The organism is Halomonas maura, assembly GCF_030409305.1.
GTDB lineage: Bacteria > Pseudomonadota > Gammaproteobacteria > Pseudomonadales > Halomonadaceae > Halomonas > Halomonas maura.
In genome coordinates this window covers 226,961-251,124 of record NZ_JAUFPQ010000009.1, presented here as the reverse complement: position 1 = coordinate 251,124, position 24,164 = coordinate 226,961, and the positions used below count along the sequence as shown (strand labels likewise).

Annotated in this window: 19 protein-coding genes and 1 pseudogene; 4 read left to right on the top strand and 16 right to left on the bottom strand. The window is 62.8% G+C overall.

Annotated elements, in window-relative coordinates:
* Positions 1-93 precede the first annotated feature (93 nt).
* Both QWY76_RS03200 and QWY76_RS20075 read right to left on the bottom strand, forming a co-directional pair.
* Entirely contained in the window at positions 94-342 is a 249-nt protein-coding gene (locus tag QWY76_RS03200) for a hypothetical protein (protein WP_290309663.1), read from the bottom strand.
* A gap of 134 nt (positions 343-476) precedes the next feature.
* Positions 477-662, bottom strand: a pseudogene (locus QWY76_RS20075) (helix-turn-helix domain-containing protein); the annotation flags it as partial.
* Between the two features lie 97 nt (positions 663-759).
* On the opposite strand from QWY76_RS20075, the gene QWY76_RS03195 reads away from it, so the two are divergent.
* Positions 760-1,215: a hypothetical protein gene (locus QWY76_RS03195; RefSeq protein ID WP_290309662.1), complete on the top strand. Its 456-nt coding sequence runs from the start codon at positions 760-762 to the stop codon at positions 1,213-1,215.
* Positions 1,216-1,245: 30 nt separating this feature from the next.
* On the opposite strand, the gene QWY76_RS03190 is transcribed toward QWY76_RS03195, so the two are convergent.
* Both QWY76_RS03190 and QWY76_RS03185 read right to left on the bottom strand, forming a co-directional pair.
* The gene (locus QWY76_RS03190) at positions 1,246-2,487 is read right to left on the bottom strand and encodes an NAD(P)/FAD-dependent oxidoreductase (RefSeq protein ID WP_290309661.1); all 1,242 of its coding nucleotides are present in this window, start codon (positions 2,485-2,487) and stop codon (positions 1,246-1,248) included.
* 154 nt (positions 2,488-2,641) lie between these two features.
* A complete protein-coding gene (locus tag QWY76_RS03185) occupies positions 2,642-3,100 on the bottom strand; it encodes a tellurite resistance TerB family protein (RefSeq protein WP_290309660.1) in 459 nt (152 codons plus the stop codon).
* Positions 3,101-3,114: 14 nt separating this feature from the next.
* Between QWY76_RS03185 and QWY76_RS03180 the strand changes: the two genes are divergently transcribed.
* Complete coding sequence (locus QWY76_RS03180; protein WP_290309659.1) at positions 3,115-3,576, top strand: DUF3592 domain-containing protein; 462 nt, start codon at positions 3,115-3,117, stop codon at positions 3,574-3,576.
* A gap of 16 nt (positions 3,577-3,592) precedes the next feature.
* On the opposite strand, the gene QWY76_RS03175 is transcribed toward QWY76_RS03180, so the two are convergent.
* Positions 3,593-4,522: a hypothetical protein gene (locus QWY76_RS03175; RefSeq protein ID WP_290309658.1), complete on the bottom strand. Its 930-nt coding sequence runs from the start codon at positions 4,520-4,522 to the stop codon at positions 3,593-3,595.
* Positions 4,523-4,769: 247 nt separating this feature from the next.
* Complete coding sequence (locus QWY76_RS03170; protein WP_290309657.1) at positions 4,770-6,821, bottom strand: polysaccharide biosynthesis protein; 2,052 nt, start codon at positions 6,819-6,821, stop codon at positions 4,770-4,772.
* Between the two features lie 582 nt (positions 6,822-7,403).
* Here QWY76_RS03170 and QWY76_RS03165 point away from each other — a divergent pair.
* Together QWY76_RS03165 and QWY76_RS03160 are read left to right on the top strand one after the other, a co-directional pair.
* Positions 7,404-8,471, top strand: a complete 1,068-nt coding sequence (locus QWY76_RS03165; RefSeq protein ID WP_290309656.1) for a glycosyltransferase — start codon at positions 7,404-7,406, stop codon at positions 8,469-8,471.
* Between the two features lie 308 nt (positions 8,472-8,779).
* A complete protein-coding gene (locus QWY76_RS03160; protein WP_290309655.1) occupies positions 8,780-9,481 on the top strand; it encodes a lipopolysaccharide kinase InaA family protein in 702 nt (233 codons plus the stop codon).
* Positions 9,482-9,556: 75 nt separating this feature from the next.
* On the opposite strand, the gene QWY76_RS03155 is transcribed toward QWY76_RS03160, so the two are convergent.
* The 10 genes from QWY76_RS03155 to QWY76_RS03110 form a co-directional block, all read right to left on the bottom strand.
* On the bottom strand, positions 9,557-10,123 hold the full coding sequence (locus tag QWY76_RS03155; RefSeq protein ID WP_290309654.1) for an LbetaH domain-containing protein: 567 nt from the start codon (positions 10,121-10,123) through the stop codon (positions 9,557-9,559).
* A gap of 59 nt (positions 10,124-10,182) precedes the next feature.
* Positions 10,183-11,316, bottom strand: a complete 1,134-nt coding sequence (locus tag QWY76_RS03150; RefSeq protein ID WP_290309653.1) for a glycosyltransferase — start codon at positions 11,314-11,316, stop codon at positions 10,183-10,185.
* Positions 11,316-12,668 (bottom strand): O-antigen ligase family protein, encoded by a 1,353-nt coding sequence (locus QWY76_RS03145; protein WP_290309652.1) that lies wholly within the window; start codon positions 12,666-12,668, stop codon positions 11,316-11,318. Before QWY76_RS03145 ends, QWY76_RS03150 begins: the two co-directional genes overlap by 1 nt.
* A 119-nt stretch (positions 12,669-12,787) precedes the next feature.
* On the bottom strand, positions 12,788-14,062 hold the full coding sequence (locus tag QWY76_RS03140; protein WP_290309651.1) for a sugar transferase: 1,275 nt from the start codon (positions 14,060-14,062) through the stop codon (positions 12,788-12,790).
* The gene (locus QWY76_RS03135) at positions 14,052-15,263 is read right to left on the bottom strand and encodes a glycosyltransferase family 4 protein (protein ID WP_290309650.1); all 1,212 of its coding nucleotides are present in this window, start codon (positions 15,261-15,263) and stop codon (positions 14,052-14,054) included. The genes QWY76_RS03140 and QWY76_RS03135 overlap by 11 nt, the downstream gene beginning before the upstream one ends.
* A complete protein-coding gene (locus QWY76_RS03130; protein WP_290309649.1) occupies positions 15,260-16,531 on the bottom strand; it encodes a glycosyltransferase family 4 protein in 1,272 nt (423 codons plus the stop codon). Before QWY76_RS03130 ends, QWY76_RS03135 begins: the two co-directional genes overlap by 4 nt.
* 26 nt (positions 16,532-16,557) lie before the next feature.
* On the bottom strand, positions 16,558-18,303 hold the full coding sequence (locus tag QWY76_RS03125) for a hypothetical protein (RefSeq protein WP_290309648.1): 1,746 nt from the start codon (positions 18,301-18,303) through the stop codon (positions 16,558-16,560).
* A gap of 92 nt (positions 18,304-18,395) precedes the next feature.
* Positions 18,396-19,214 carry a class I SAM-dependent methyltransferase gene (locus tag QWY76_RS03120; RefSeq protein ID WP_290309647.1) on the bottom strand — a complete coding sequence of 273 codons (819 nt, stop codon included), beginning with the start codon at positions 19,212-19,214 and terminating at the stop codon, positions 18,396-18,398.
* An 89-nt stretch (positions 19,215-19,303) separates the two neighbouring features.
* Complete coding sequence (locus tag QWY76_RS03115) at positions 19,304-19,987, bottom strand: sulfotransferase family 2 domain-containing protein (RefSeq protein ID WP_290309646.1); 684 nt, start codon at positions 19,985-19,987, stop codon at positions 19,304-19,306.
* A 69-nt stretch (positions 19,988-20,056) separates the two neighbouring features.
* On the bottom strand, positions 20,057-24,157 hold the full coding sequence (locus tag QWY76_RS03110; RefSeq protein WP_290309645.1) for a glycosyltransferase: 4,101 nt from the start codon (positions 24,155-24,157) through the stop codon (positions 20,057-20,059).
* Positions 24,158-24,164: the final 7 nt, after the last annotated feature.

Here is a 24,164-nt window from a genome sequence, read left to right as displayed (position 1 = left end):
CCGGCGGCGGGACGCGAATGTGTTTGCCTGCCAAGAAGCGCCGCCGTTGCTCACCCCGGAGTGCCATGACGGCCCGTCCCGCCTCGCGCCCCTTCAGGCGAGCTGGTAATCGAGCCGGCAGCGGGACGCGTACCCGCCCTGGTCGAGTATCGAGCGATTGAGGCCGGGTGTCGCCCGGATATGATGCCCCGGCGCTTCGATGTTGCTTCTGGCCGAGCGCGACTTGTTGCCGACCCGCAACGCTTCCAGCACCACGAGCGCGTGCTGAACGTGAACACAACAGGGGCTGATCGTGGCGGACGCCTGGTGCAGATCGTCGCGATGGGCCTTGGCTTCTTCCAACTGCGGCTGAACCTGGTCTTGCGGCTCAGCGACTGCTGCGCATCCTTGAGCCACGGCGTCTCGGCGCTGTTGCGCCAGCCGGTGAGTACCTTGCACAGGGCCGCATGGCCCAGCTGCTTGTCGCCTGCCTCACACCGTGCGCCCTGCAACGCCAGGCCGCGATTGAACACGAACCGCACCATGCCGGCCAACTGGCGCCTCCTTCGCACCTGCTCGCCGTTTGGCGCCGGCTCGTACTCGAAGGCTTGCAGGCGTTGGAAGGAGCACCTTCTACTGTCTCTATATCCACTTTCATGGGGCGGCTTCGGCGCCCGCACCATCCTTCCCCCGCACGAAAAGCACGGGGCATGCCGCGCAAATTCGTCAGCCAACGCTGATCTGCCGTATCATGCGCGCTGATCCACGCGAGGAGGCATCATGCCGAAGGTACGCTACTACGCCGATCTCGTCGCCATCCTGGCCGGCTTGATGTGGCTGCTGGTCTACTGGTCGGTGAGCTATTCGGTGTACATCGACAACATCGAGCCGACCCTGGCGGCGCTGTTGATGGCGGGAAGCCTGATCATGATCAGCTTCGTGCATCGCCCCATCCGGGTGCTGCTCAGCCGCTACCATGTGCGCAAGCGACGCACCGAGATGTGGATGCATATCCTCGCCCTGCCCCTCAGCCTGGCCTTCCTGCTGGCGATCGTGATCGATCACCTGATCACGCCGCTGAACGGCGAGCAGAAGATGCTGCTGTTCAACGTGCTGGCCACCGCCGGCTGGCTGGTATTCATCGTCACCCTGGCGGTCAAGCTGCTGTACCACGTGGCGAGGGAGAAGCGCCGCATCCGCGAGCGGGCTCGCCGGGGCCCCACCAATAGCGCCTGAGGCCGGGCATCGGCCCGGGCTCGAGATGGCCTAGAAGCGATCCACCCGAAATGGCCGCATCTCGATCTCCGGCGTCTCGCCGTCCATCATCTGCGCCAGCAGCCGGCCGGTGGCCGGACCGAGGGTGAACCCCTGGTGACCGTGGCCGAAGGCGCACCACAGCCCCGCCAGCCCCTCCACGGGACCGATGATCGGCTTCATGTCCGGCGTGCAGGGCCTGGCCCCCTTCCAGGGCGCGGGGTCGAGGCGCTCTCCCAGGGGATAGAGCTGCCGGGCGCTCTCCTCGGCCGCGGCCAGCTGGCGCAGGTGGGGGGGCGCCTCGAGGCGCTCCAGTTCGGCGCCCGTGGTGAGGCGGATCCCGGCCCGCATCGGCGCCAGCAGATAGCCCACCTCGGCATCCATCACCCAGTGATTGAGGTGCGCCTGGCCGACGCTGCCATAGTGCATGTGGTAGCCGCGCTTGACGAACAGCGGTATCAGGCGCCCCAGCCTGGCCAGCCACTCCCGCGACCAGGGCCCCATGGCCATCACCACGTCGCTGGCCGCCAGGCGTTCCTCGCCGGCGCTCACCCGCCAGCCATCCGAGGTGCCCGTCACCTCGCCGACCTCGGCCTCGAGCAGGCGTCCGCCCTCGGCGACGAAGGCACGGGCATAGGCCTGGACCAGGCCGCCCGGATCGGCGACGGTCCAGGGATCCAGCCAGTGGACGGCGCCGGCCAGGCCCTCCATCAGGCTCGGCTCCATGTCGGCGAGGTCCGCGCTATCCAGGGCACGGTGACGAACCCCGAAGCGGGCCTGGTTGTCACGGGCCTCCTCGAGGCGCGCCTCGAGCGCCGCCCGGGTCCGAAAGACCTCCAGCCAGCCCTCGCGGCGCACCAGCGAATCGGCACCCGCGGCCTCGATCATGGGCGCATGGGCGTCCAGCGAGAGGGCGATCAAGGAGGCGTACTCGGGGACGATGTCCCGATAACGCCGCGGGGAGGAGTTTCGCCAGTACTGCAGCAGGGGGATGGCGGCGCGCAGCATGCCACCGGGACGATAGCGAATATCGACCTGGCGGTTGGGCAGCACCCGCAACAGGGTGGCGAGATCCCGGGGAAAGGGATAGGGCCGCACCGCCTCGCGCTGGATGATCCCGGCATTGCCGAAGGAGGTCTCGGACCCCGGGGGACGGCGGTCCACCAGGGTCACCCTGTGCCCCCGCCGGACCAGGTGCCAGGCCACCGACACCCCCACCATGCCGGCGCCCAGAACGATGATCTCGCGCGCCATCCTGCACCTCCCTTGGCTTGAACGATAAGCGGATCCACCGTGGCGGATCCGCCTCGATCATACCAGTCGGCGCACCGAGACGCGCGGCAGTCCTCGAGGCGTCAGGGCCATCGCGCTCCAGCCGAGTACCGGATCGAGCCCTGTCGCCGAGCCGTCAGCGCCGAGCGGCCTCCTCCTCGGCGAGCCTCGCACGCACGAAGTCACCATGACTGACGTGCAGCAGCTCGGCGAGACGGCGGATGCGGTGCTCCTCCAGCGGGTCCTTGTGGCCATCCACCAGGGCCAGGGACCACATCAGGCGGACCAGATCGAAGCGCTCGGCGTAGTCGCAGTGCTCCCGTACGCTGCGCACGAAGCGATGGTGGTCGACCGCCGTTTCGACCTCCTCCCTCGCCCGGACGAGCAGGGCGTCCAGGGCCGGCGCATCGAGGGCGAAGCGCTGGTCGAGGACTGCCCTCAGGTGCGCCAGTTCGGCATCGTTCAGCTGGTAGTCGGCCCGCGCCACCTCGCAGAGCAGCACCGCGGTGGCCAGCGCCAGGGTGGGCTCCCCCTGTTCAGGAGCCTCGCCAGCCGCCATCATGTCCTGGAAGAGTCGTTGCAGGGATTCGATCATGGTGAGCTCCGAGCATGCCTGATATCGCGCCATTCATCGCCCTCGCCGCGGGCCTGGGCGCCGCAGTCGCCGGCCATGGCGCCTGGCGGCGACGCGACGTCAACCGCTGGCCCAGCGCCGAGGCCCGGGTGACCCGTTGCGAAGTGGAAGCCGTTCACGGCCACGCCCATCGTCGGGAGGGTGACGACCAGCCGCGTCGCTTCCTGGCGCGGGTGCATTTCACCTTCCAGGCCAAGGGGCGCACCTATCGCTCGGACAATGGCCGCTTCGACGGCGTTCCCTCCTTCACCCGCCGGCAAGCCGCGGTCGCCCACGCCGGCCGGACGCCACCCGGGACGCTCATGACGATCCGCTACGCGCCGGACAACCCCGAGATCACCCAGTCGGGTGAGTCACGCCTGCCCAACGGCCGGCTCGGCCTGGCAGCCTTCCTGGCGACCATGAGCGTAGTGGCGCTGTGGCTTTCCCTGCCATGATCCCGGGGCTGCACCGCTAGCCGCCGCGAGATCTCTTCCCCCGCCCCCTCAGCCGCTTCAGCAGGCCACGTCGCCCGAGAGACCGGGCCAGACGCGCGCATGCCCGCCGCCCTGACATGGCGCCTACCAGCACGAGATCGATACACCGCCCCAGCCACAGGTACCCGCTCCGCCCCTCTTCCAGCGCCGCCATCATGGCCAGGTCGTTGCGATCCTGCAGGTTACGTCGATGGTGCTTCAAGCGCTGAAGCTGCCCGAAGGCCATGACCCTGAAGCCATCGACCTCGAAGTGGTGACGCGCATCGGTGATCAACTCGACCTTGTCGATGCCGCCCTTGGTCGCTGCCGCCTCCTGGGAGATGAACGGCGACACCGCGTGGGAAACGGCGTCCAGCGCCAGATAGCCAATCACCCTGGCGCGACGGATGCCATAGAGCTCCAGCACCAGGCAGCCCGCAAAGACCACTCGCGATGCCTCGAGCTCCTGGCTGGAGAGAAACGCCTGAAATTGAGAGATTCTTTCAGGCCATAGGTGTCGATAGCGTCGATGCCGAGCATTGACCAGAAAATGCACCCCATTGGGATTGAACAACAGCGAGGACATCGCCTTGACGTCCGGCCAATGCGTCAGCAACAACCAGCCGTCATCACTGAAGCGCGGGGGTAACGGCATCCCCGCCGCCAGTACCAGCCGCTTGACGCTGAGGGTGCAGCCACCTTGCGTATCGTGCGGCCAGGTGGGCGGTATCGGCGCCAGCTGCAAGACCAGGTATTGCCAGGCGCTCGTTGGCAGATGGATCTCTTGCGACTGCAGGACGACCCCCGGCGGGGGCAGCGTTTCCCCCCAGTCCAGAAGCACCGGTTGCAGCGCCAGGATCGTGCTGCCCTCGAACTGCCCACAGCCCGACTCGTCAGCCTGATGATCTCCCACGTCTCCCAGGCTCATCTTCGCGACCCCGGGCATTCGCCGCTCATCGACCGCTTGGCATCAAGTCCATGTCCACATCGGCCACCTCGAGGTGTGACATGACACTGGAGAGGCGCGAAGCGAACGATACCCGGCGGATGCGTTTCCCCAATACTCGGGAGCCATCGCGACCGCCAGGCAGCCGCGGTGGCCTTACCCCGGCGGGGAGAAGGACCTCGGCAAAGCCAATTGTTGTTACGCTGCACGTCCATGGCCGCCCCCCACGTCACGCCGAGCCGGAGGATCTCAACCTCTCCCGCACAAGCCGCAAATCGGATGATGTCGAGGCCTCCTGCGTCACCGGGGCGCGAGGCGACGAAGCATGCTGCGCCTCCCACACCAGATCCACCATCTCGCCCTCGGGCGAATAGCCCAGCGGGGCCTTTATCAGCAATTCCTGAATTCTGCGGTGCTGCGAGGTACTCATGGCGTCATGCAGTTCGACGAGATAGGCCTCCAGTTCGGGCCAGGCCCAGGAGCACTCCCGGGATGTCATGATCCTGGGATGACGCGTGTCCTGGACATCGCTACCGATCAGCAGCTCCTCATAGAGTTTTTCTCCCGGCCTCAAGCCGGTGAAGTGGATCTCGACGTCCCCTTCCGGATGGTCGTCGTCCTTCACTTCGAGCCCGGAGAGTCGCACCATGCTGGCGGCCAGCTCGGCGATGCGGACCGGCTCGCCCATATCCAGGACGAACACCTGCCCGTCGCTGCCCATGGCCCCCGCCTGGATGACCAGTTGGGCCGCTTCGGGAATGGTCATGAAGTACCGGGTAATCTCCGGGTGGGTCACCTCGATGGGCCCCCCCCGCTCGATCTGGGTACGAAACAGAGGGACCACCGAGCCGCTGGAGCCGAGCACATTGCCGAAGCGCACCATGCAGAAACGGGTCTTGCCATGACCGAGGTCGCGACGACCCGCGAAGGCCTGACAGATCAGTTCCGTCAGGCGCTTCGTGGCCCCCATCACGTTGGTGGGACGTACGGCCTTGTCGGTGGATACCATGACGAAGGTCTCCACCCTCGCCTCCACCGCCGCCGTCGCCAGGGCGAGGGTGCCGAACACATTGTTGCGCAAGCCCTCCACCAGGTTGCATTCGACGATCGGCACGTGCTTGTAGGCCGCGGCATGGTAGAGGGTCTGGACACCGAAGCTCGACAGGATCTCGCGCATTCGCTCCCCCTGCTGGATCGAGGCCAGGAGCCCGCGCAGACGAACGCGACTGCCGTGCCTGCCTGCCCACAGCTGCAACTCCTGCTCGATGGCATAGAGGGCATGTTCCGCGTTGTCCACCAGCACGAGGACACGCGGTTCCTGCGCCAGGATCTGACGACACAGCTCGGAGCCGATCGAGCCCCCTGCCCCGGTGACCATGACCACCTTGTCGCGAATATTGGCCGTCATCAGCTCGGGAAAGGGCGGCACGGGATCGCGTCCCAGCAGATCCTCGACCTGCACGTCACAGGTATCCGCGATGCGTGATCGTCCCGAGACCAGGTCCTCCGAACCCGGAATCGTCTGCACCGGGATCGAGAGCCTCTCCAGTTGCTCGAGGATCTGGCGCCGACGACAACGCGGCGCGCTGGGAATCGCCAGCAGCACCAGTTCGATGCCCAGTTGCTCGATCCGGTTCTCGAGTTGCTCGGGGCTGTATACCGGCAACCCCTCCACCAGCGATCCCTGCAAGCCACGCCAGTCATCGACGAAGGCACAGGGCCGATACAGACCACCGTGATGCAGGGCACGCGCCAGCTCGCAACCCGCGACGCCGGCGCCATAGATGATGACCGGCTTGCGGGGATGGTGACGACTCAACAGATAAAGCTCGAGAAGCAGCAGCCTGAGCCCGGACACCGCGAGGATGGCCAGCATGGCGAACACGGGAACGGCCTGCCAGGCCACGGGCCAGCCGGCCAACTGGTCGATGACCAGGAGGCAGGCGGACACCAGGCCCACACCTGACACCAGCGAGACCATGAAGCGCAGGTGCATGAAGCGCAGGACAACGCGATACACCCCCAGGAGCTGGAAGATCAAGGGGGAAGCGGCAATCGCCACACCGAGTAGCAACCAGCCTCCCCCATCACCCAGGGAGCCATCATTACGCACCAGCAATGACGCCACCAGCAGGGAGAACGCCATCAACAGCGCATCCATCAGTCGCAACAATGCGCGCTTCCAGCGGCGAGGCATCCTGACCAGCGTCTCGAGTCCCATCATTGTTGTGTCCCCTGCCGGAGCCCGCATCGTTCCGCGAGCTTCAAGTTGCGCAACCATGCTCAACGCGTCTCTGACTTGAGGCTTGCGACGCGGCCACCCAGGGGCGCTCTTCCATCGGCTAGCTCCCTGCCGCACCGCTGAGTGGTACCACCCCGCACGCTCCGTAGCATGAAGGTACCTTATGTCACAGAGCGTCACGGGGTGGTTAACTTCAGCTTACGAAGTTACAGAGTGTTCACAGAGGGATTCTTCTCCGACGAGATGGGTGGGATATACCCATCGACCAGGCTGCCAAAATGGTCTGAGATGACAGGCGAATAACAGGAGGTAAGCATCAGGACGCATTGAGTAATGAGTAGTCCTGACGGCCCGTCCGGGATGCCCCGGAGGGGCCTGGCAGTCGGCGAGGCATCTCATGGCGCAACTCGCCGGGCGCTGGCACCGCCGGTCGTGGCGCGGAGCGGCGCCGGACGACACGGCACCGCATCGGGCGGTACCGACCGGATCATCGCACCCGACCATCAACCGCCGGCGCCGGCCATGCTAGAATGCCGGCCTTTCGCGCCGTGAGAGACGCACGGCGACCATGGATCTCTCCCCCGCCACGCCAGTGCCCGGGGGCCATAGCAGGACGACAGCATGGCTCGCAAACGCTTCGCCTTCGTCATCGAGGACCTCTACGGCGGCGGCGCCCAGAAATCACTGCTCTACACCGCCGACCAATTGCGCCAGCGTGGCCACACGGTGAAGGTCTTCACCCTGCGCGAGCGGATCGAGCATCGCTTGCCCGAGGGGCTGGATATCGAGGATCTCGCCGTGGTGACCCGCGTCACCAAGGCGACCAGCACGGTATTGACCGAGAAGTGGCAGGCCGCGCGGATCGCCAAGGCCCTCGAGGCCTGGCGGCCGGACGTGGTGATCTCCTGCTCCTGCGACAAGATCACCCGCCACCTGACACATCCCAATCTGTACTTCTGGGTGAAATCGGACGTCTCGGCCAAGTTCAGCGATCCCGGCAAGCGCGAACGCGCCTTCGACAAGGTGCGGCGTTTCTACCGGGGGCGCCAGGTCATCGCCGTCTCCCAGGGGGTGAAAGGCAACCTGGAAGACGTCGTGGGGCTCGAGGCCGAGCGCATCGTGCCCATCTACAATCCCTACGAACGTGAGCCCTTCGTGGCCATGGCCGACGAGCCGGCGCCACTGCCCGACGGCGAGTACTTGCTGAGCGTGGCGGCCATCGAGCCCCGCAAGCGTCACGACCGGCTGCTGCGGGCCTATGCCGACAGCGGGGTCACCACGCCGCTGGCCATCATGGGCAAGGGCAAGCCGGAGCACGAGGCCGAGCTGCGGCGTCTGGTAGCGGAACTGGGATTGAGCGAGCGCGTCCAGCTGCTCGGCTATCACCAGAATCCCTATCCCTTCATCCGCCATGCCAAGGCCATGCTGCTGACCTCGGATGCCGAAGGCTTGCCGCGGGTGCTGATCGAGGCGCTACTGCTGCACACCCCGGTGATCAGCGTGGACTGCCCCAGCGGGCCGAAGGAGATCCTGACCCAGGAGCTCGCGGACTTCCTGGTGGCCCCCGACAACGAAAAGGGCCTGGCCGATGCGATCGCGCGCATGGACCAGGCCCCGGTGACCATCGAGCCGCGCCACTACCAGCAGTTCCTCAAGGAGACCGTGCTGCCGCAGTTCGAGGCGCTCTAAGCTTTGTCTGAAGAGTCGACGAGCGATGGCCAGGGCTAGGCCCGCTCCCGGCGGGCCAACGCATTTCCCACCTCCATGTGGGTCACAAGGCAGACATCGGTGACAAATCGGCAAGGACAGCCGATTTGGGCAGCTCCGCTGCTCGCAGAGCGAGCGACATGGAGGTCGCGAGTCAAAAGACGGACCGGGCTCGCGTGCGAGTTTACGCGGTGTAAATGAGTACTTTGACCGGGCTCGCGCACGAGCCGATTCTCAACGCCGGCTGGGCGAGCGCAGGTAGTTTTCAGACAACGCGTAGGATTGGCTACATGAAGCTGCTGGACATCCCCTTCGACGATCGCCGCCGCCGCTATCTGGTGTTTCACCCCAGCGCCCTGCCGGGCGAGCTGCGCCTGGCCAGCACCACGACCACCGCCGCCTTCGAGGCGGTGGCGAGTAGCCGCTTCTACCTGAGCGAGGACCGTCACATCCTCGCCAAGGTGGTACCCGACAAGTTCAACAAGCGCCATCGTCCGCTGGGCTGGGCCTGGCGGGACTACCTCGAGAAGCGCTGCCTGCTGCAATCGGATGCCCGCAAGGAGTTCCTCAGCCTGCGCATCCTGCAAGGCGCCGGCCTGGCCACGCCCCACTGCCATGGCTGGGGCGTCTCGCTGAATCCCTGCAACCGCAATGCCTCACTGCTGCTGCTCGAGCACGTGGCGGATGCCCGCATGGGCGGCGAGGTCTTCGATGCGCTCAGCGAGGCCGAGCGTGACCGCTTCCTCGACCGCCTGTGCCGCGAGGTGGCCATGCTGGCCAGGGCCGGCTACGCCCATCGCGACCTGCACTACAACAACCTGCTGGTGAAGGCCGACGGCCAGCTCATCTGGATCGACGCCCATGTGCGCCGCCTGCCAACGAAAAGAGCCGACCAATGGCCGGCTCTCGAACGTTCCTTGACCGTCAACAAGCTGCGCGGTGAGCGCTACCGCGAACAGGCGGCGTCACGCCTGCAGTCATTGATGAAGTAGCGAGCCGCGCCGGGGAAACACGACAGTTCGCGGAGACCTGGACCTCGCTCCCCGGCCGGGAGCGCCGACACAGGCTCAGGCCGGCTTGTCGGCGCCGGTCCGCTCGCCGGGCCTCACCTCACGGATCACCCTGGCCGGCACGCCGCCGAGCACCACATCGTCGCCGAAGACATCCGCGACCACCGCATTGGCACCGACGATGACGCGATTCCCGACACGTCCCTCGCCGACGACCTTGGCGCCGGGAAAGAGCGTGACGTCATCTCCGATCCGCGCCATGAACGGCTCATGCTCCAGTGGCGCCGCCGCCAGGGTCACCTGTTGATAGAGCAGGCAGCGCGCACCGATCCTGAGCCCCTTGCCGATCACGATGGAGGTGGGATGGGGCAGTCTCAGCCCCCTGCCGATGAGCGTCCGCGGTTCCACATGGATCCCGAAGCGGGTCGCCAGAATGGCCAGCTGACGCCTGACCAGGGTGTTGCGCCCGTAATGCTCCAGCATCTGCACCAGGCGCAGGCGAAGCACGGCCTGGCGTTCCGGCCTGATGGACCACAGGCACTTGCACAGTCGAAGCCTGGGAAGGTGCCGCTTGCCGCCCAACACCTCGCCGATGCCATAGTCGACGAACCGGTGCCAGTCCATGTCGCACTCGGGCCGCGCATCCGCACCATCATCACGGGGCGCCGAGCGGGGCTCGGTGCTCACAGGAAGGCCTTGGCGACGGTTTCCGGACGGAAGTCATCCAGCCAGTGCTCACGGACCTCGGGCTTCTCCGCCTCGACGGCTCGACGAATGCCCTCCGCCAGGGCGTCGACATCATGCGGCACGATGGAAGCCTCCAGTTCGCCCTTCAAGATTTCCCGAATCCCGCCTGGGCAATCCACGCTCAGTACCGGCGTGCCGCAGGCCAGGGCCTCGAACAGCACGATGCCCATGCCCTCGAAACGCGAACTGAGCACGAACAACCTGGCATGATGCATCCACGGGTAGGGGTTTTCCCGCTGGCCGGCGAAGATGACCCGCTCGGCGATGCCCAGTTCGCTGGCCAGGGCCTGCAAGCGCTGCCGCTCCTTGCCGTCGCCGACCAGCACCAGGGGCAGCGACACACCGGACTTCGCATAGGCCCGCAGCAGCAGCGCGTGGTCCTTCGCCGGCACCAGGCGTGCCACGTTGACGATATAGGGCGCGCCGGGGAGATCGGGTTCGGGACGTGCCATCTGCTGGCGAATGCCGGCGACGGGACACGGATTGGGGATCACCCTTAGCGAGGCGGGCGTGAATTTCCAGCGGGTCATCCCCTCGCGAACGCTCTCCGCCACCCCCCGGGAGACGGTGACGAGATGGCGGCGATGGTAGAGGCTGCGCGCGAAGACCCGGCGCGCCCAGCCGTCATTGCCGACATGCAGGATGTTCTCGAGGACATAACGGGCCCGCTCGTCACGGAAGGTCCAGACCAGCTCGAAGGTCCCGATGCCCCGAAAGACGATACGATCCACGCGCCCATGGCGGCGTTCGAAGGCCCACAGCCAGGCGCGGAAGACGACGCCTCCCATCAGCCCCCGGCCGAGAAACAGCGACCGCTTGACCAGGGGATTGAGGATGAGTCGCGCCAGTTGCTCGAACAGCAGACCGAGCACGGTCACACGGCTCCACCAGCGCAAGGGCAGGTGATGGCGCCTGACATCGGCATGTTCCGGCTCCAGCGGGCAGCGTGTGGAGCGCAGGCTGAGCAGGTGGCTCTCGTGACCCGCCTCAGCGAAGGCATCGGCCAGGTTCACGGCGACACGCTCCATGCCTCCCATCTTCAGGGAGCGAACCACGATCAATGTGCGCATCAGGCGGCCTTTGAGTGAAGGGCGGGAAACACGCGGCGCCCCGTTGTGACCTGCCAGCGCCAGGTATGTGTGACCAGACCACCCGCCACCAGGTTCTGGACATAGACCCCGGTCCAGAAGCTGCCATAGGATTCAAACTGACTGACGATGGCGTAGAAGACGAAGAAGCCCGCCCCGAACAGCGCGATGTCGCCAGGCATCACACCGGCGCGCCAGGCCTGCCAGGTTCCCAGGCCGATCCAGGCGATCAACGCCAATACCACCGACAGCCCCAGCAGGCCATAGCTGACCAGGATCTCGAGGAAGGTATTATGCAGGTGGCCATAGAGCTCCTGGGTCTTTTCCGGCAACCACTCGGTGTGGTCGATGACCAGGCTGCGCCCCTCCTCTCCCCAACCGATGAGGGGGCGCTCGGCAATCCACTCCAGCGAGGCACGCCAGGTCAGCAGACGATTACCGATGCTGCTGTAGGGGATCGATTTCCAGTCACCCTCCATGGCCTGGGCGAGGATGCGATTCTCGTTGGCCAAGCGCTCGGCCACCGGCTCATGGAACGCCATGGCCCCGAGCAGTATCAACAGGAACACCGCAGCGAAGCCCCACCAGGCCTTGCGTGACGGCCGGCGCCATCCCCACCAGCTCAAGACCGCCAGCAACGGCATCACCACAAAGAGCGCGAGCCACACGGCCCGGGTCTGGGTGATCCCGATACCGACCAGGCACACGACCAGGGCCAGGCTCCACGCCACGCGCCACCCCCAGGTCGGGGCGCCACGCTCCCGCCAGCAACGAGCTGCGAAACACACCAGGCCGAGCAGGCCGGTGCCGAACAGCATGGCGTCGTGCTGGGAGTTGCGAATGGCGAACTCGGCTCGCGTGCCCTCTAGCCCGAGCCTCCACTGCTCGAGGCTACCCTCGGGCCAGAACACCGCCGCCATCAGCCCCAGCAGGGCGAGGCCCCAGGCCAGCAGGGTGGCGCGGCTGCTCCCCCCCAACCACCAGGCCAGGCCGATGAACAGGAACCACTTGGCCAGACGATCGAGCTGGGGGGTGTCGGTCACCCACTCGGGGTGATGGAGGTAGCCGCCTCCCCAGGAAATCAACTGCACCGCCACCACCGCCAACAGCAGCCACAGCGCACCACCATTGCGAATGCCCTGCCCCCAGCGGAGGACGGCGAAGAGCCCCAGTACGGCCATCAGGGTGCCGGCCGGCTCACCGACCTGGGGCGCCCACAGCCGCAGACCGGCATAGAGCAGCGCGACGCTCAGGCCCAGCCAGCACAACCACGGGGGAGACAGCCAGGCGGGATCGGGTCGGCCCTGATCGAGAAGGGAATAGGGGTGCCTCACTGCCGGCTCACTCTTCGTTGCGTTTCCAGGAAAGCGCGAATGGTAGCAGATTCCCCGGCCCCGACACGACGTTGCCGCGCAAGGCGCGGCAACGTCGGGGGCAACGGCATGCTGAGGCCTCAGCGCGCCCCGAACCCCGTGAACAGAATCCTGGCGGTCTTCAGGGCAATCAGCACATCCAGCCACAGCGAGAAGTGCTTGATGTAGTAGAAGTCATACTGCAGCTTCTTGGTCATGCCATCCACCTCGGCGGCGTAGCCCTGCTCCACCTGGGCCCAGCCGGAGATCCCCGGGCGCACCACGTGGCGGTAACTGAAGAAGGGCACATCCTGCTCGTACCACTCGGAGAGCGATACCGACTCGGGCCGTGGGCCGATGAAGCTCATCTCGCCCTTCAGGATGTTGAACAGCTGCGGCAGTTCGTCGAGCCGATACTTGCGGATCACCCGCCCGACCCGGGTGATCCGGGGGTCGTCCTCGGAGATGGTGAAGTCCTCGCCACTCATGTCATGGTGCATGCTGCGAAACTTGTACATCAGGAAGGGCTTGGCCTTGTAGCCCATGCGCGGCTGCAGGAACAGCACGGGCCCCCGGGTATCCAGCTTGATGGCCATCGCAACAACCATCATCACCGGCAACAGTACGGGCAACAACAGCAAGGCGGCGACGCTATCGACCACGCGCTTGAAACCGATATAGACGATCGGCGGCAACAGGCTGCCGAACTCGTTCTCCGAGAGGTGGTCGATCTGCACCCGCCCGGAGATCGACTCCGACACCTGGCGGATGTGGTAGACGGGAATATGGCAGAGGGTGCAACGGGCCAGGAAGGTCTCCCACTCGGGCGACAGGTCCGCGGCGTGCAGATCCGCGACCACGCCGTCCACTCGTGTGCCTTCCAGGTCGGGGCCTTCCAGCAGGCGCAGATCCGCCTGGCGAGTGCCCATCAGGCGATAGGCATCGCCGAAGGGCACCACGGCCAGCTTGAGCTTGCGGAACCGCCGGCCCAGGAAGAAGCCCAGGTAGAACCACATCAGGCTGACGAGATAGCCAGCGAACAGCACCTGACGGGTATAGCCTTCGCGGGTGAAGAACAGCACGGCCACCGCGATCAGGAAGGCGATGGTGGTCGTCGGCAGGATGTTGGCGGCCAGTTGTGCCCCCGGGAAGCGCGCCATGCGCCTTAGCGTCAGCGCCGAGGCGAGAAACGCCAACCCGATGGCGAACATGGTGTTGTAGCGCACGTCCGGCAGGTAATCCCAGAACCCCCAGCCCCAGCGCTCCAGTGCCGGGAACCCGACAGCCAGGGGGATCCCCACCACCACATGAATCGACAGCCCCAGCAGCAACACCTCGTACCACCGCGAGTGGCGGCGCTGATACTCACGCTTCATCCGTCACCAATGCCACGATCTCGTCGGCCATCTCGTTCATTATCCTGTCTCTGCGCCACCTGGCCACGAACGTGGGCCGCGGGCGTGAGGATACCTCAAGTCGCTCCAGGGCCGCGATGCCCTCATCGACATCACATGGTGAAAAACACGCTGCGTTATCAATCTCCTGCTCGACGAAGCGCGCCGCAAACCCCGACACACCCGCCCAGACCGGGCGGCCGGTTGCCGCATACTCGAACAGCTTCGAGGGCAGCACGCTCTCCAGTGACGGCAAGCGATTCAGGTGGAGAAAGAGCACGTCGGCCTGGCGGTAGGCGTCCAGCAGGCCGTCTCGCGACACCGGCGACAGCACCTGGACATTGTCGACGCCTTGCTCGGCCAGCGCTCGGCACAGCGGCTCGCGCCCGGCCCCTGCGCCGATCACCCGAAACGCGACGCGCCCCGCGAGCCGCTGGGCGAGTGGCGGAAGGATATGCTCCATGCCCTGCCCGGCCCCCAGGTTCCCGGCGTAGAGCACCTGCAGTGGCTGATCCCCCCGGCGTGGTGCTTCCTGCGTGAACACCCCGGACTCGAGCGCCGCGACGAAGGGCGTGTCGATGCCGTTGGTATGCCAGGAGAAGCCTTGCCCCGGATAGCGCGCCTGGAAGTAGGGCTCGAAGCCGCGCGACACCAGATTGATGCGATCCGCCTTCGCCAATGCCCACCGCTCGAGGCCCCCGAACACCGGGGCGAGCAGATGGCCTGCCCTAAACGGCAACACCGAAGGGAGGTTATCGACGAAGTTGTCGCGGATATCCTGATACAACCGCGCCCCGCAACGCTTCGCCACCCAGCGGCCCAGCACGGCGGTCATCAGCCGCGACGAGGTGGCAATCACCAGATCGAAGTGCCGGTCGCGGGTCAATTCCCGCACCCGAGCGGCATAGGAGGCAAACGCCCGTGCCTGCGAGGCCATGCCGCGACCGCCACCCGACACCTCGACCCGGGTAATCGTGACGTTCCCGTCGGACCGACCCTCATCATTCGTGCGCCACTGCCCTTTCCCGCCGAAGCGGTTGGGCGCCGTGGTGATCACCTCCAGTTCGCTCCCCGGTGACAGCCGGCTCGACAACGCATGGACCAGCGCCTCGCAACGAAAGGCGCCGGCGCTGATATCGGGAGGGTAGTAGAAGCCGAGCAGCAGGATTCTGACTGCCGTCATCGCGATACCGCACCGGCGCGAGACGCGGGCAGCACCCGGTCATAGAGATCGACCAGCCCCTGCTCCTGGGCTTCCCAGTTGAGCGACTGAGCGGCCTTTGCCGCCTGGTCCCGGTAATGGGCACGCTGCTCGGGATCCTCGACCAGGCGCTGGATGGCCTCGGCCAAGGCCGCCGTATCGCCTGGCGGCACCAGTAGCCCGAGCTCATGCTGCCGCACGACCTTGCTGATCTCGGGCAGCTGGCTCGCGACGACCGGCAGCCCCGCGATCACGTACTCGAAGAGCTTGTTGGAATCGGTCGTGAAATGGTTCAGACAGGTATTCTCGATGGGCTGGACGCCGATATCGGCCGAGGCCGTGTAGGACGGCAGCTCGCTCAATGCCACGGTAGGAATGAAGCGCACCCGCTCGACCAGGCCCAGCCGCTCGGTGAGCTGGTGCAGTTCACGCTCCTGGCGGCCCCCACCGATGAACACGAAATAGGCATTGGGCACGCTGGCGGCGGCTTCCACCAGCCGCGGAAGCCCCCTGCCCGGCTGCAAGCCGCCCTGATAAACCACGATCGGCCAAGGCTCGGACAAGCCCAGCTCCTCACGAATCCGGTTGGAGCCCGATGCCTCGACCAGCCGCGGGCGGTTCTGCAGGACCAGCGGACGCGGTATGCCATAAGCCCGCGCGAAGAACTTGGCACGGGCGTCGGTGGTGGTGATGGTGCCGGCCGCCCCGGGCATGAGATTCTTTTCGATCCCCCCCACCAGCCCACGGAAGGCCTTGTAGCCTTCCCGGTCGGTGCTGATCTCGTGGGCATCATAGACCAGCGGTACCCGGGCCAGCTTGGCCGCCAACCACGCCGTCGGCAGCACATTCACATCATGGGCATGGATCGCGGCAGGCCGAGAGCGCACCAACTGGATGGCGAGCCCCGCATGGGTCCCTAGCCTGGCGATCAGCTTCAGCAATTGCCGCTTGAAGGTTTCCGACGGTGGCGCTGCAGGCTTCTGCGCTTGCTGAGTGCCCTGCGCCTGTTTGGCGGCGGCCTTGTTGCCGGCCTCCAGGTACCGGCGCTTGCGAAGCTTCCAGAAGGGATTTCTCGCCACTCGTACGACCTTTACCCCGCCATCGAGAGTTTCTCTCTCCTGTGTCAGTCCGGGAGTATGCAAGGCATGCACAACGACCTGAAAGCCGGAGGATTGCAAGGTCTGAGCTTCCTTCAGCACACGCGCATCATTAAGAAACTCATTCCAGACAATCATGGAAACGGTGCTCAAATCATACTCCTAAACCAGTATCCAAATTAACCTGCAACCACGGGGTGGCAACGAGATTCTTCCAGTGACTCTATTATACGAGGCATGGTATTGATTGCACCCACAAAATTCTGTCTCATATATTGCTTTTCGAGGGAATACACCAAGGCCGAGAGTCGAACGTCCGACTCATGCAAATCTCTTAGATCAGGCCTTGATGCCTTTGCCTCACTCAGTGCATCAATATGACGCTCGAGCTCTTCTGGCATGATTGGCCAACCCGCTCCAACAGGCTCCAACGTCCAACGCCCCCAGTGCAACAAAATATAACGCCCACCCTTATCAACCCGAATCGAGTCGCTTCCCGTATCAGGATTCACGATCATCAAGGGCATATCACTGAGTCGACCGGCGATCTCAACCATGCTCTTCTTAAACATGTTGACATCATCAGAGTGTCGTTGACTGATCATATCAGCCACTGTCAAGAGTCGATCAATCATCCGCTGATCGATTCGTCGCCAAAGCGGTGGCCGTGAACGCTTGAACTGAGACACCAATTGCTTACTTGGCTCAAAGGAAAGCAAGGAAAGTGCTAATTCCTGCTTGGCTTCGGCCACATTATCTGACGAGACTTTCTTGGCGGGCTTCCCATGCATGATATGACAATGCAGCCCCTCTACATCCTCGACCCCCAACAGTTTCAACGAAGGAAGCTGCCCCTGCTCTGACAAGAGGGTTGCCTCATGCTTGGCATGGGAAACCCGATTGACGTTAAAGACTTTAACCAGGAACTCATCAACCAGCTCGTCTCTGTCATTCAATGACTTGACATGAAAGGTGGCGACATCCTGAACACCAAGCTGAATCCAGCCGATATCAACCTTGTCAACTTCATGATCACACCATTGGCTAATGACGTATGGCATCCATCGCTCACAACTGGAGCGTTCCAGCAAGGTCCAGAAGCTTACCTCATGCTTCTTTTCCTCTGAAACCAGGACATGGCCATGAAAAAAAAGAGCATTTAGCTTTAGTCGCTGCAAGAACAGGCCTTTCAAATCATTTACAAGCCCATTAATCCGAGAAAAACCCTGCCGCATTAATATCAAAGATATAACGGCGATCAATATCCCTGGGGGGGCTCCCCAAAGAAACTGTCCAACCATATACCCGAAGGACAAAAGAAAACCTACGCCTGTCGCACTGTTGACATATTTCGGCAGGTCCTCAACCAGCCCCTTCCTGAACCTGCTGCTCTTGCCATACAAAAAGCCAAAGAGAGAAAATACGCAAATAATATAGCCAACCAGAAACAGCAACAACCCGGAATAAATAAGGCCAATGACCGCCGAAACCATCAGCAAGAACACACCGCCAGCCACACTTCTCGAGTACCGCTGAAAGGCACGCCTCGCCACTTCTTCCTGGTTTTCAAAAAGAATCATTTTTTGGCTCTTCAACAGCAGAGCCTCAGCTCCACTTCTTGATATCCTCAAGATAATCCGCTCAGACACCATGTGTACCATGTAAAAGATCACGGCACACAAGCTAAGCAGCAAGACCAGAACGTCGCGGCTAAAAAAAGAAAGGAACGAGGGAAAATAGCCAGGCATACCTGGCGAGCCCAACAGCATTATGATCTTGAGAGGCAGGAGGAACGCAAAAAGAATGGAGAGCTGTGATACAAGCGTCGACGCAATGATAAGCAGCGTGGTGCCTGGCACCACGCTAAAAAACTTATTCCCAACCGAAAACGACCACCTCAAGGTGGTCAGGATTTTCTCAAACAAATTGCACTTCCTCGGGTAACAGTCCGCCAGCTATTCCTTGAACAATAGACAACAACTCATTCCCATTCAACACTATTGCATGGAAAGATATATTACTGTCTCTTCAGAACACCCAGCCCTTTTTCGAGCTCTACAAACTCAACAGAAAAACCATACGTTTCACCCCAAACAGAGCAAATAGTCGACTCTTCCTCACGCGTAGTGTCATCCATCCATACCTGGGCGTTATCTTTTAACCTGCTGACAACGGCCGGCATAGCCGGGTAACGAGAAAACTTGCACGTCGAGGCAGGAGGACCATCCACCAATAAGAGGTCAACATCCCAAGCATCTTTCAGGCATTCCTGAGAATACCAATACAGCTCCTCTTCAGAACCATCACTCAGGTGCTCGCCTTCCCAAGGTTCTAAAGGAGCGATTTTCAAGTCAACCCAAGCTGACAACCCTTCCCTTTCCAACATCAATTGAGTTTTCGAGCCATATTGACTCGAATGCTCTAGTGAAATCAGCTTTCCTGTTCCATTTTGCCTCAAGGCATCGGCAATGACTAGCGTGGAGACTCCGCTTCCAAGTTCGACCACTAACTTCGGCTTCATCGATAAAATAAAGTCCTGAAGCTCCAATAACAAATCAGGTGAAGATGCCCATCCCCTCAAGGGTGGAAGGCGGTGCCGAGTGGTCAGGCCATAGGTTAACCAGTGGAGGCTTTCCATCTGGCGATAGTTTCTGATTTCGGCACTCTTCAGCGAGTTGACAACGTAGTGCTTTATTGATCTTGCATTTTTGTCACTCTTGGCATCAAGCTCACTTATGGCATCCTGCAGCGTGGCAATGTCATCATTGTCAACATTATTTTTAATATCACCCAGGAGCCTTTCAATTTTTTTAGCCGAGCCAAACCCTGCGAACATTCTTATATCACTCCATCCGGATGGGAACTGCAGAGAACTATCATCCGCAACACATGAATCACGAACACCCCGTCCATTTACTGAACAGGCTAACCTCCGAGAGCTCGCTCATAGAGAGCATAATCGTCAGAATACAAGTCTTTTATTTGCCTTGATGCACTCGAATCCACCAAGCACTCAAACTTTGGAAGCTTTTTTGTTTTCTCATAAATATCAAACATATCCCCTGAGGAACTATGGGGGCCTGATATCTCCTGCCTCTCTATTTGCTGAGTAGAGTTGGATTTTTTCAAGAAATAACTATCTGCAATTTGCTCGCCAAACACTTTTTTTGCATTGTCATGCATCTGGGATATAGGCCAAACATGATGATAGCGAATATCTGCCATGTGTGAGCTTTGAGTCCAGAAATGTGCATCGACTTTTTCATCACCTATGTCGGTCACATAGGCGTACAAGAAATCATGAAATGAGACATCTTCAGCCCGCTTTCCAGTATGCTGCTCAACAGATTCATGAAGTGTTGAGCGACGATCCAGACGCATCAAATATTGATTGACAAAGCCAGAGAAAAGCCTCTCCGCCGGCTCCCTCACCACGATAATTGATTCCTGTATTGTCTTGAGACCTGCTACTGTCTTTATCTTGTGATATTTCCCCATGAACCCTAACAGGTTTTGATACTCTTTTGCATGCTCCCTGTATGGAGACACTCCCGCAAAGAACTTTTTCCAACTTGAGCACGCATTCTTACGTATGTAAAGGTAGCTCACACTTCGACCATTGACAGTGACCTTGAAGTGAAGCTGTCGATTATTCAAAAGCACAAGGACTCCTTAACACTAAAAGCTACGTACAATTTGATTCGCGATAACATCGCGTTTGAAATTTTTCTCAACAAACGAAGCATCTGACTGCCTTCTGGTCTCAAGGCGCGACAACGGCTCGTTTGCTAGAAGCGAGATGGTGTTAGACGCAGCGGCCACATCTGAACACAGCCACTGCGAGGGATAAATGTCATCCGCGCCTTCCCATGGAAGAACCACCGGAGACGCCCCTGCAGCGGCGCCTTCTGCCACGGCCAGGTGGAAACTTTCGTGATCACTGACGGACAACACATAGTCGATGCCAGCGTACCACTCGGGCATATCGTTGCCGTGGGGGTCGAAAAGCACCGCGCCGTTCAGCAGCGAGTCTTCTTCCAGCCGACGGTATTGGGCCTCGTACCAGGCCATCTCCTCCGGGCGGTTGGCCATCCAGACGTATTCCTCTGGGCGCTTACCCTTGATGCGTAACGTATAGCCGTCGTCTTCCTTGCGCAGCTCCCTGAGGACATCCAGCGCGCGATCCAGGCGCTTGCTTTGCGGCACCATGCCCACGAAGCCCAGCACCTTGCCGTTGGTTTGTTTGCGTGGGACGGCGTTCAGCGCTTCCACATCCACGCCGTTGTAGATCACCACCCCGCTCTTTGTCAGTGCAGGGTTGCGCCGCTGGGCGTTGCGCAGCATGTGCGGCCCAACGAAAATCACCGTTTCAAACTGCTCGAACGGAACCTTGTCGAACAGCGGGCTGCGTAGCTCCTGGGCGTGCAGCCTCCCGACGAGCCGCTGCCCTTCCCGCTTGTGCTTGCCATACCAGATGGCGTTGCCCAGCATCCACTCGCAGAACACCGTATCGGCCTGGCGTAATAGGCGCTTGCTGGCCATTTCATTGTGTTGCTTATGGCCGCTCCAGAAGTCGAGCAGCAGTCGCATCCCCGCCTGGGTGAAGTAGGGATAGAACGGCTTGATGAACTTGAGGTCATGACCGGCAATCACCACCGTCTTCCTTGGCGGGACGTTGGGGGCTTGTTCGTGGGACTTCGCGGGCTTGCGCAGGGCCAGCGTCGGCTGCTGAGCGGCCCACTCGTCAAGGGCCTTGAGTGCCATGCCGGCCGGTGGGCGGATCAGCGCCAAACCGTGAGCAACGGCGCCGCTCTCCAGGGCCACCCCGGGCCACTGGCCTTCTGCAGGAGTCGCATCACGCAAAAAGCCGATGCGCGGATGCGGGGCGTAGCGGGTCGGCCAGGCCAGGTCTTCCAGGTCTTCTGGCTCGAGCTCTTCCAAGGTACGAGAATCGGCCAGCAGCCAGAGGGTATCGTGCTGGGTCATCTCGCCATCCGGCGCGGCACATTCGATACCGGCGGCTTCCAGGCCGGCCCGGGTGCCGGCCTGCCACTGGCCGGCGACGACCCGCCGAGGGTGTAGCGTCTGGGCGAGCAAACGCTGCATGGCAGTCGTGGTGATGTCTGAAACCAGGATGCTCAACGCCGGCGATTCAGGTGCCATCATCACCAGGCCTGCCGTGCGCAACATCTGCGTCAAACGCTGCTCCGTGGTATGCGCGCGCATCACCGCACGGGCGCCCTTCATGGCCATCCGCCAGCGGTAGGCCGGGTGATGCAACAGGTTCTCCAGCGCTTGCGCGGCCTCGCTTTCGGTGCGCGCTACCTGCCCGACGCCCTCGAGGTAGCGATTCATGCCCAGCGCGGGGCCGGAGAGGATCGGCGCACCGCAGGCGGCGGCTTCCATCACTCGCCGCGAGAACATGGTCGGCGAATCCAGCACCGAGTTGACGTTGATCTGCACCGGGTGGGCCTTGTAGGCCTGGATCATCTCATCGTAGGCAAGGCCGCCGGCCACATAGCCGCCCAGGCCGCCGGGGTACTTGTAGGGGGATGCCGGGTCGTCGTGCTGGCGGTCGTAGATCGTGAGGCCCAGCGGGGCGGCCGCACTCATGATCTTGTCCATGTACTCGGTACGCTCAGGATAGCGCGTGCCGTAGTAGGTACCGCCATAGGCGGCGGTGGGCTGCCAGTCGCGGGTGGAAGGCAGCAGGTTGTGAAGCTTCGGTGAGGCGTAGAACGGGCAACTGCTGGCCGTCCGGCTCAGCGCACCGGGGGTGGCCAGGTAGGGAATGATCCGACGGCTGTCGGTCGTGAAGACGTGATCACACAGGCTGGCCGCCTTGCGGAAGCGCTCGAAGTGAACGGGGTCTTCCTTGTTCCAGAACAGCGAGGGAATACCCTGACGGCGGCAGTGTTCCAGCAACTCCGTCAGCGGAGCGAACTCTTCGACGCCGTAGTCGCCCACCCTGCGGTGCCACTGCCCGTCGTTGCCCTTCCAGGCCGACTCCACGAACATGGCATCGATGGGCTGCCGGGCGAGTTCCTGTCGCCAGTTGTCCGGCGAGAGCGGCACTACCCTGACGGCGCTGGCCAGGGTGTCGGTGGTGAACTGATCGGCAATCAGGCCCAGCGTGATCTGTTCCAGGCACTTGGCCGGGGCAGCGGGGTCAGGCCTGTGGCGGCTCGTCCGCACGCGCGCCAGGCTCTCGGCATAGAGACTGGTGACATGGTTCCAGGTGCGCTCCTGCTCGATCCAGGCGCGGGCCGCCTGGCCCAGGCGCTGGCGTTCAGAGGGGCTGTCGATCAGCGCCTTGAGCACCCGGCTGAGGTCGTCGGCGCTATCCTTGGTGAACAGCTGGGCGCGTTGGTTATCTCCCGCCAGGGTCTTGTGGGGGGAGACATCGGAGAGCACCACGGCCTTGCCCATAGCCATGGCTTCCAGGGGCTTGAGCGGCGAGACCATCTCAGTGACGGCAGACGAGAGGCGCGGCACCGGCATGATATCCATGCAGGAGAGGTAGCGCGGCACGGCATCGAAGGGCACCCGCCCGGTGAAGCGACAGTGCTCCTGAATGCCCAGCCTCTTGGCCGTGGCCTTGACGGTATCGATCACCTTGCCGTCGCCGACCAGCACGAAGACGAAGTCCTGGCCTCGGGCCTTGAGCTGCGCCAGGGCCTCCATCAGCAGTTCCAGTCCTTCGTAGGCCACGGCGCTGCCGGCATAGCCGATCACCGGCACACCGGGCTTGAGCTCGAGTTCCCTGGCCACCTCGGCATCGGGAGACATGGGCTGGAAGCGCTCGGCATCGACGGCGTTGGGCACCACCACAATGCGCTCGCGGGCCAAGCCCCACGACGCCAGCTCATCGGCGAGCTCTTCGGTCAGGGTGATCACCAGGTCCGCCTCGCGGGCCGCCTGCTGCTCCAGTTCGCGCATCAGGTGGTAGCGTTCGGAGCCGGCCCACTCCGGCTGGGTGGAGGCATGGGTCACCTCCCAAAGTCCGCGCACCTCGTAAACGAAGGGCAGCCCCAGCCGGCGAGCCGCCAACAGGGCGGGTAGTGCCGTGATATGGTTGGAAGCGGCAGCGATGATTTCGGCGCCGCTGGTCTGGGCCTCACGCAGATAGTGATCGGCGGCCTCGGCCAGGTAGTAATCCAGCGGGGTCTTGGCCAGGCTCCAGCCGGACACGGCGGCGTAAGTCACCCCGTCCACTTCGGCCACGTGGCAGCCCTTGTCGAGCCCTTTGACGCCGACATCCCAGGGAAAGCCAGGGCGCGTGGTGGCACGCACCTGCCAGCCTGCCTGCCGAAGGCCCGCCGCCACACCGTGGGAGCGGGTCGAGTAACCATTGGTGGTATGGGGCACCGACTGGTGCAGGCAGTAGAGCACAGTCTGGCGACGCGTAAACAAGCCGGCATTGGGCTGAGGCGGGGGGATAGAGGCGCCACCTTTCAGTCGTTCCAGCCCCCGGATAACACCATACAGTGCTTGATGCTTCTTGCTGAATGCGACGCCTTTACTCCTGAGGTCCTCCAGGATACTCAAGGCGCCACTGATATTGCCTTGCTTATAGAATGTGTGACTCGCACGTGAGAAGTGGCTGCGATAGGCCTTGCTTCTTGCATAGGAAACCAAGGATTGTGGCGAAGAAACCAACCCAGCCGCTCTCCGCATCCGCTTTCTTGCCGAGACAAGAGATGAATACACACCTAATGCTTCGGCAATTTTCCGCGAGGCTGTCTTTCCTCTTGCCGTCATCCTCAGTTTCATCAACATCGCAATA